We start from the raw sequence: 7,241 nt of genomic DNA on the forward strand, positions 1-7,241 counted from the left end.
GCATGACGGTGTTGGTAACAAGGCCGGGACAACAGGGGCAGGCGCTTTGCCAGCAGTTAAATGACCAAGGTATACCTGCCCTACACCACCCTCTGATCTCAATTGAAGCTGGGGAGCAACTCTCCAGCCTCAGCTCTATTCTTCATCAATTCGATATCATCATCGCTGTAAGCCAACATGCCGTCGACTTTGCTCACACTCACTTAAGTAATCACAACCTAACTTGGCCGACTTCAGCGACTTACCTTGCCGTTGGTCAAAAAACAGCACACAATTTAAGCAACTCATGCCATCAGACAGTACACTATCCACAAGTCAGTGATAGCGAACATTTGCTCGAGATATCGCAACTTCAGCGCGTGAATGGTAAAAAAGTGCTCATTTTGCGCGGCAATGGTGGTCGAGAGCTCATTTATGACACACTCGTCGAACGCGGAGCCGAGGTAGAATATTGCGCGGTGTATGAACGGAAAAACCTCGAATTCCGCTCAGATTTGATGGTGCCACTCTGGCAAGATAAGCAAGTTACTCAATTAATTATTACCAGCTCGGGTCAACTTGAGCACTTTTGGCAACAAATCGACCCAAGATATACAAGCTGGCTTTTACAATTAGCGCTTTACGTTCCGAGTGAACGTATTGCTATTGAAGCGCGACGTTTTGGCTTCTGTAATGTCATTAGTACAGGAAGTGCTTCAAACCGAGACTTATTGGCTACTCTCTGGCCAAATGAACAGGACGAAAACAATGACCAATAAAAATAGCAACGACAACGTTGAATCAGAGAAAGAAAAGGCTGTGGAAAAAGAAACGGTAAAAGACGCACCTAAAGCGGATACCCAACAGGCGAAGACTGAGCCAAAGACACCAAAACAGGATCAAAAAGAGAAGCCTGATTCGAAGCCAACTCAACCAGAGCCAGCCAAATTTGAAGAAAAGCAAGGTAAACGCGGCGTAAGACTTGGCGCAGTTGCCATAGTATTATCGATTATTTTTGGCGGTGGTCTGACTTACCTCATTCAACAAAAAGATGCCTCATATCAAGCTCAAATTGACGAACTAAAATCCCAATTGCAGCAATCTCAAGCTCAATTACGCCAAGACGTCTCTGCGTCATCTCAATCAGCAGTAGCTAAAGCAAATGAGGTCGCAAACGACACCGAAGTCGCCATCGCTCAGCAAAAAGCCGACATCAAAGGGCTACAAGTTGCTATTGCTGACGTAAAAGGTCGACGTCCAAATGACTGGTTGCTAGCGGAGTCTGACTATTTGGTGAAAATGGCAGGCCGTAAACTGTTCTTAGAGCACGATGCTGTCAGTGCGACTCAATTAATGGAAAGCGCTGACCAACGTATTGCCGCACTCAACGATCCAAGCCTAACACCGCTGCGCCAAGCGCTAGCTAACGACATCACTAAACTGCGCAACATTCCAATCATTGATCGTGATGGTCTAGTGCTACGCCTCACAGCTTTACAACAACAAGTGGATACTTTGCCTCTGGCCAATGCGATTCTTCCTGAAGCAAAAGTCGAGGAGCCAGAAGTGGTAAGCCAAGATATCAATGATTGGCAGAGTAACTTAAAGACATCACTGAAAGATTTCTCGGAAAACTTCATCACCTTCCGTACTCGTGACGGCAATGTCATTCCATTATTGTCACCAGAGCAACACTTCTACTTGCGTGAAAACATCAAGGCACAGTTGAGCACAGCGATCAAAGCGGTTTACGGCGAGAAACAAGAGCTATATGGCCTTGCTCTTACCACTGCTGATAAGTGGTCAAAGTCGTTCTTCAATCAAGACGACAACAGTGTGAAAGAGTTCAGCAACACATTAACGCTACTCAACAAACAGAACATTCAAGTGGAATACCCAGTGAAGTTCGAAACACAACAGATCCTATCTGAAGTAATTTCTGAACGTTTACGCCGTGAAGTCACAACCCTTATCACGGAGGAAAAATAATGTTTCGAATCATTTTTCTCTTCGTGATACTCGGCGCCGGCCTTTACGTCGGTAGTGAGTATTCCGGTCAACAAGGATACGTACTGATTTCAATCGCAAATAAAACCATTGAAATGAGCGTTACCACTTTAGTTATCTTCGTGATTGCTACCCTAGCGGCACTATTTGCCCTTGAGTACCTGATCAAGAAGGTGTTTTACGCTAGCTCAGCCACTTGGAACTATTTTAGTATCCGCAAAATGCGCCGCTCTCGTCGTTACACCAATGAAGGCATTATTAAACTGCTAGAAGGCGACTTTAAAGGCGCTGAGAAAAAGGTGACTCGCTGGTCTAATCATCATGATATGCCACTGTTGTGCTACCTTGTCGCATCAGAAGCCGCGCAAGGACAAGGTAATATCGAACAGAGAGACCGTTACTTAGAGTTGGCCTCTGCACAAGAAAACTCTCAACTTGCGGTTGAACTCACGCGAGCAAAACAGCAATTACGTGAATCCCAGTTTGAGGCAGCCTTCGCCACTCTGTCAGATCTCAAAGGCCACTACCCAAATAACCCAGTTGTTTTAAACCTACTGAAAACCGTTTATCTAGAACTAAACCTTTGGGAACTGCTGCTTAGTCTTCTACCTAGCTTGACCAAAGCAAAGATCATCACCAAGGAAGAGCAGCAACAACTGACCTTGCGTGCACAGTGTGGTTTGATGGCAAATATTGCAGAACAAAAAGGTAGCGAGGGTCTTATTCTGCATTGGGATAGCTTGAGTCGTAAGCTGAAAGCCGAGCATCATTTAGTCGAGTGTTTTGCCAAACAATTGATTGCCCGTAAAGCCGATGATCAAGCCTTTACCGTTATTAAAGAGAATCTCAAGAAACATCCGAATTCTAACCTCTACAAGCTATTGCCAGAGCTGAATCTATCGGATAGTCACCCAGCAGAAGTGTTCCTAGAAGGAGTACTGCGAAAAGATGGTCAAAACGCAGAAGCACATAGTGCTTTGGCTCAGTTCCATCTTCGTGGTCAAAAGTGGCAAGAAGCACAGCAACATTTTGAGAAAGCACTCGCGTTGCGTTCTAATGTTTCCGACTACGCTTACCTCGCAGATTCATTAGAGAAACAAAACCTCACGAAAGCGGCACATGAAGTGTCCAAAAAAGCTCTTACGTTAGTAAGCCAAGCTTAGCCTCTCCTAAAAACGAAAAGCCGGCTTTTACGCCGGCTTTTTTGAACCCAACATTCACCTTTTGTTCATAGTGAATAGCATACCATTACTTCATTCCAAGACGATTTGAGAGTGAAGCCATGCATAAACTAATATTTTCAATAGCCTTAAGCTTTGGATTAACCAATCAAGCCATTGCTGAGCCTCTCGATGTCGCCAGAGGGGAACAAAACTACAAAATGATGTGTACATCTTGTCACGGGGCGTTAGGCCACGGCGATGGCATCGCTGGTAAAGCGCTACCAGAAGAACCATCCAACATTTACGATGGTCTAAATTCTTGGTTCGAATCTGAAAGTGAGCTTATCGATACCGTATTAAACGGTAATGAGGGAATGCCAGCTTGGGGAAGCGCACTCAACGAACATGACGTCAAAGAAATTTTCGCGTATATCCAGACTATCAATCAAACTAAATAGTTTTCCAACTCTGTGATTTCTATGCAAATAAAGCCAATGCCACTTCATAAAATGAGATTGGCTTTATACTCTATGCACTCTGTTGTATTTTTAACAATACTAACCTAAATAGTTAGCTGCGTAATTGCTCGCCTTTTTATATTCAGTGTCAAAACATTCGTACCACTTACGCTTTGACTCAGGCCTCCATTTCGCACGCTAAGATGCATGGATTGAGAAATGGAACTAATCTTTGTGGGCGCTCTAGCGATCATAGCGCTTGCTATCGTCACTCCCATCATTGCTTTTAAAGCCAATGAAAAAGCCAATCGACTCGAACATCAACTACGCCACCTTTATCGAGAAGTCGACCAATTAAAGGCGCAAATAACCTCGCCTAAGCAGGAGAGCACTCAAGCAACCATCGTCGCGATTGAGCCTCAAGTTGAGCCGCAACCCGAACTGGAACCTGTTACCAAAGACAATTCACCTAGTGTTGAACCACAACATGTAGAGACGCCCCCAACCTTGCCAACGCATGAACCAAACGCGATTCATCAGTGGTTTGACAAATGTTTCGATCACATGCGCGATAACTGGTTAGTTTGGATTGGTGGTTTGGCAATGGTGATCGGTGTTGGCTACCTTGTACAAGTCGTTGGTAGCAATTTCACCTTCCCGCCCATTGCGCGAGTATTAGCCGCAGCAACAATATCTCTAATTCTTATTGCTGTTGGAGAATGGGCACACAGAAAAATTAGCGCGATTTCAACCACGTTTTTGAGTGATAAAGCTGATGCATATATACCGGCAGCCCTTTATGCCTCCGGTATGAGTGGCTTATACGCCACCGTCATCTTCTCTACTGTGATCTATCAGTTCTTTAATCCAACCATCGCGTTGATATCTATGGCCACGCTGGCTCTGCTCTGCCTTGGGCTAACGGCCAGATTAGGGCCTCTAATGGCCGGATTAGGCCTATTTGGAGGGTATTCGGCTCCGTTTTGGATTGGCGGTAGTGAGCCTAATTACTTGCTGCTTACTAGCTACATATTAACGATTTCACTCGCTGGTTTACTGACCAAGTTCTATAGCCAAATCAGATGGCTGGCAACCGCGGTCTCTATCGCTCACGGGCTATGGTTACTGTTAATCGCTAGCAATATACCTTCTGAGCAGATCATCACTTGGTTCTTGCTCTTCGTACCAATTAGTACCTACTTATTAGTGTTCACTCCGGTAATGGGCTGGCAGCTTAAGCTCCGCTTTAAACCCATGGCCTCATGGCCCATGTTCCATCCGCTGTTTCCCGCGCTATTATTAGCAGGCGTTAGTGCTGTCGTCATGGAGCGTGCGCTTTCTTTAAGTAGTGGTTATTTATTGGTATTTTGCTATCCAGCTCTACTGCTCATTCTGCCGGTATTACGCGGCAAGATCGCTTCAAGAAGTTTCTACGGCATTACGATACTCGCGATTCTACAGGCGATGGTGTCGGCGTTTATTGTGGCCAACGAGACCTTAGCCGGTGAGGTTTGGATTGTGTTCGCTGTGCTGATCGTCATAGCAGGCGCAAGAACACAGACCCAATGCCAGTTAGGTGACAAACACAAAATCGCCTACTGGATGGCCTCGCTATGTTTACCTGCACTAGCCATTATCACTCTTGTGTATATCAACCACGGCTTCGCCGCATACCTAAACAGTTGGACAATCTTTGCTATTGCTTCCTTGTCTGTATCTCTATTGGTCGCAAACAAATACAAGCAGCTGGTGATGGAGAACTCTATTGCTCTACACGCTTTGATTTTGACCATCAGTTACTGTTATTTAGACCCTGAATTTCTTCCATTAGCAATGGCCGTTCAGGTACTAATAGCCAGCATGCAAAACCAACAAAAGCTGTGTTCACCTGGGAAGCTTGTCATCAAAATCATGATGGCGCTACTTATCATTAAGATGTCGTTAGTGCCTTTCGTACCCCAATTACAAGTCACTTGGCTGCCAGAATGGACATGGATGCTGACGAGTTTTGTTCCTGCTATTGCGATTTTGCTTGCGGCTCGACAAATCATTGGTAAACAGGACTTAGAATTTAGAGAATGGTTCGAAGCCGCTATATTGCATTTAGTGGTATTACTTACGTTTACACAAACCAACTATTGGTTACTCGGTAGCTATAACTTCTTCACTGACATTAGCTTCTATAGTGTTTCCCTGTTCACTTGCCAAACTGTCGCCCTGTCAGGAGTGTACCAATTGAAATACAAGCTGGCTTCACGCTTAAGAACGTTCTATCAGTATTATTCGTTTGGCTTACTTGCCGTGGCGGCTCTGCTATTTGCGACATTAAATACCGTCTATCAGCCGCTGATGAATACGTATGTCACTGGTGCTGATTGGCCAGTATTCAACTGGCTGACAATTGGTTGGGTACTTCCTGCTGCCATTCTCGCGATAACCGCATATAGAGGATATTGTTCAGATCCAATTAAAGCCGTACATTTATACAGCGTAGCAGCGGCAGCCATAGGGCTATGGGTTCTCTATTCTATTCGCCAATTCTGGCAAGACGGCAGCATGACGCTCGCGCAACCAACTGGAATGGCAGAGATGTTTAGTTACTCTATTGCGATTATCCTAATCGGTGCCGCAACGACTTATCTAGGCGTATTAAAAAACCAAGCTCTACTGCAAAAGGTGGGATTAGCAACATTGGGTGTCGCTGTGTGTAAGGTGTTCTTACTCGACACCGCGGCGCTAGAGGGTATTTGGCGAGCAATTAGCTTCCTAGGCCTTGGCGGTTCACTGGTCGCGTTAGGGTGGATTTTCCAACGCTTACACTATCGCTCTAAACAAAGCGCTGAGCCTCAAAGCAATGAAACTCTAGCGGATTAGTCAACGTATTCTTCAATTAATGCCCACAGATAACTGTGGGCTTTTTTGTACCTCTAATTTGTAGCAAACCATCTATGCACAAAATCAGCGGCAGATGAACTCATTGTTGGCCTCAACCTATAAATCAATGCCTCCAAATATTGATATAGCGAATCTCCGTTAAGAAACTCATAGAGCAGAACATACCTAGAACAGTGTGTCGCTGAAAATGAGCCTTAGATCAAAGGGAGTAGATCATAAGAAGAGAATGGTGGAGTTAACTAGAACTCGAAGAATATCAAGCTGTCCGATGCTGGTATCCACTCCCCCATATACAATAGCTACCTAGTTTGATGGTCAGAACAAACGAACCGCCTATTCGGTACATGCGACAAACTCCAAGCATTTCTACCTGAACACGTAATCTAAGTCTTTGTATCAACGCAAGAGGCAGACGGAAGGAGTTACAGAAACGAGATTCGTTCCCTGAAAGGGAAAAAACAACGCTTCAAAACGACAAAAACCAGTCCGAAGGCTGGGTTTCTAAATAAGTGACGGGTCGGCTGGGCTGGCATTCCATTGGACTCGCACCCGAGCGGGACTCATTTGCTCGTAGAGCAAACTAGTTCAATGCAAACGAAAAAGCCCTAGCATTTCTGCTAGGGCTTTGTCTTGAAATAAGTGGCGGAGCGGACGGGACTCGAACCCGCGACCCCCGGCGTGACAGGCCGGTATTCTAACCAACTGAACTACCGCTCCGCACTGGTTAGACTCTTGAGTC

At 45.3% G+C, this 7,241-nt stretch carries 5 protein-coding genes and 1 tRNA gene; 5 read left to right on the top strand and 1 reads right to left on the bottom strand.

The annotated features are described in order from the left end of the window. Window positions 1-2 precede the first annotated feature (2 nt). From OH461_RS18275 to OH461_RS18295, 5 genes are all read left to right on the top strand, one after another. Window positions 3-758, top strand: coding sequence for a uroporphyrinogen-III synthase (locus tag OH461_RS18275; protein WP_270021987.1), 756 nt, complete (start codon window positions 3-5; stop codon window positions 756-758). Then, on the top strand, window positions 748-1,968 hold the full coding sequence (locus tag OH461_RS18280) for a uroporphyrinogen-III C-methyltransferase (protein WP_270021988.1): 1,221 nt from the start codon (window positions 748-750) through the stop codon (window positions 1,966-1,968). The genes OH461_RS18275 and OH461_RS18280 overlap by 11 nt, the downstream gene beginning before the upstream one ends. Then, a complete protein-coding gene (locus OH461_RS18285) occupies window positions 1,968-3,149 on the top strand; it encodes a heme biosynthesis protein HemY (RefSeq protein WP_270021989.1) in 1,182 nt (393 codons plus the stop codon). Before OH461_RS18280 ends, OH461_RS18285 begins: the two co-directional genes overlap by 1 nt. Window positions 3,150-3,268: 119 nt before the next feature. After that, entirely contained in the window at window positions 3,269-3,607 is a 339-nt protein-coding gene (locus tag OH461_RS18290; RefSeq protein ID WP_270021990.1) for a c-type cytochrome, read from the top strand. Between the two features lie 219 nt (window positions 3,608-3,826). After that, window positions 3,827-6,481 carry a DUF2339 domain-containing protein gene (locus tag OH461_RS18295; protein WP_270021991.1) on the top strand — a complete coding sequence of 885 codons (2,655 nt, stop codon included), beginning with the start codon at window positions 3,827-3,829 and terminating at the stop codon, window positions 6,479-6,481. A gap of 661 nt (window positions 6,482-7,142) precedes the next feature. Here the strand turns inward: OH461_RS18295 and OH461_RS18300 are convergent. After that, window positions 7,143-7,219 (bottom strand) — tRNA-Asp (locus OH461_RS18300). Between the last annotated feature and the right edge of the window lie 22 nt (window positions 7,220-7,241).

This window comes from Vibrio sp. LaRot3, from assembly GCF_027587025.1.
In the GTDB taxonomy this organism is placed as follows: domain Bacteria; phylum Pseudomonadota; class Gammaproteobacteria; order Enterobacterales; family Vibrionaceae; genus Vibrio.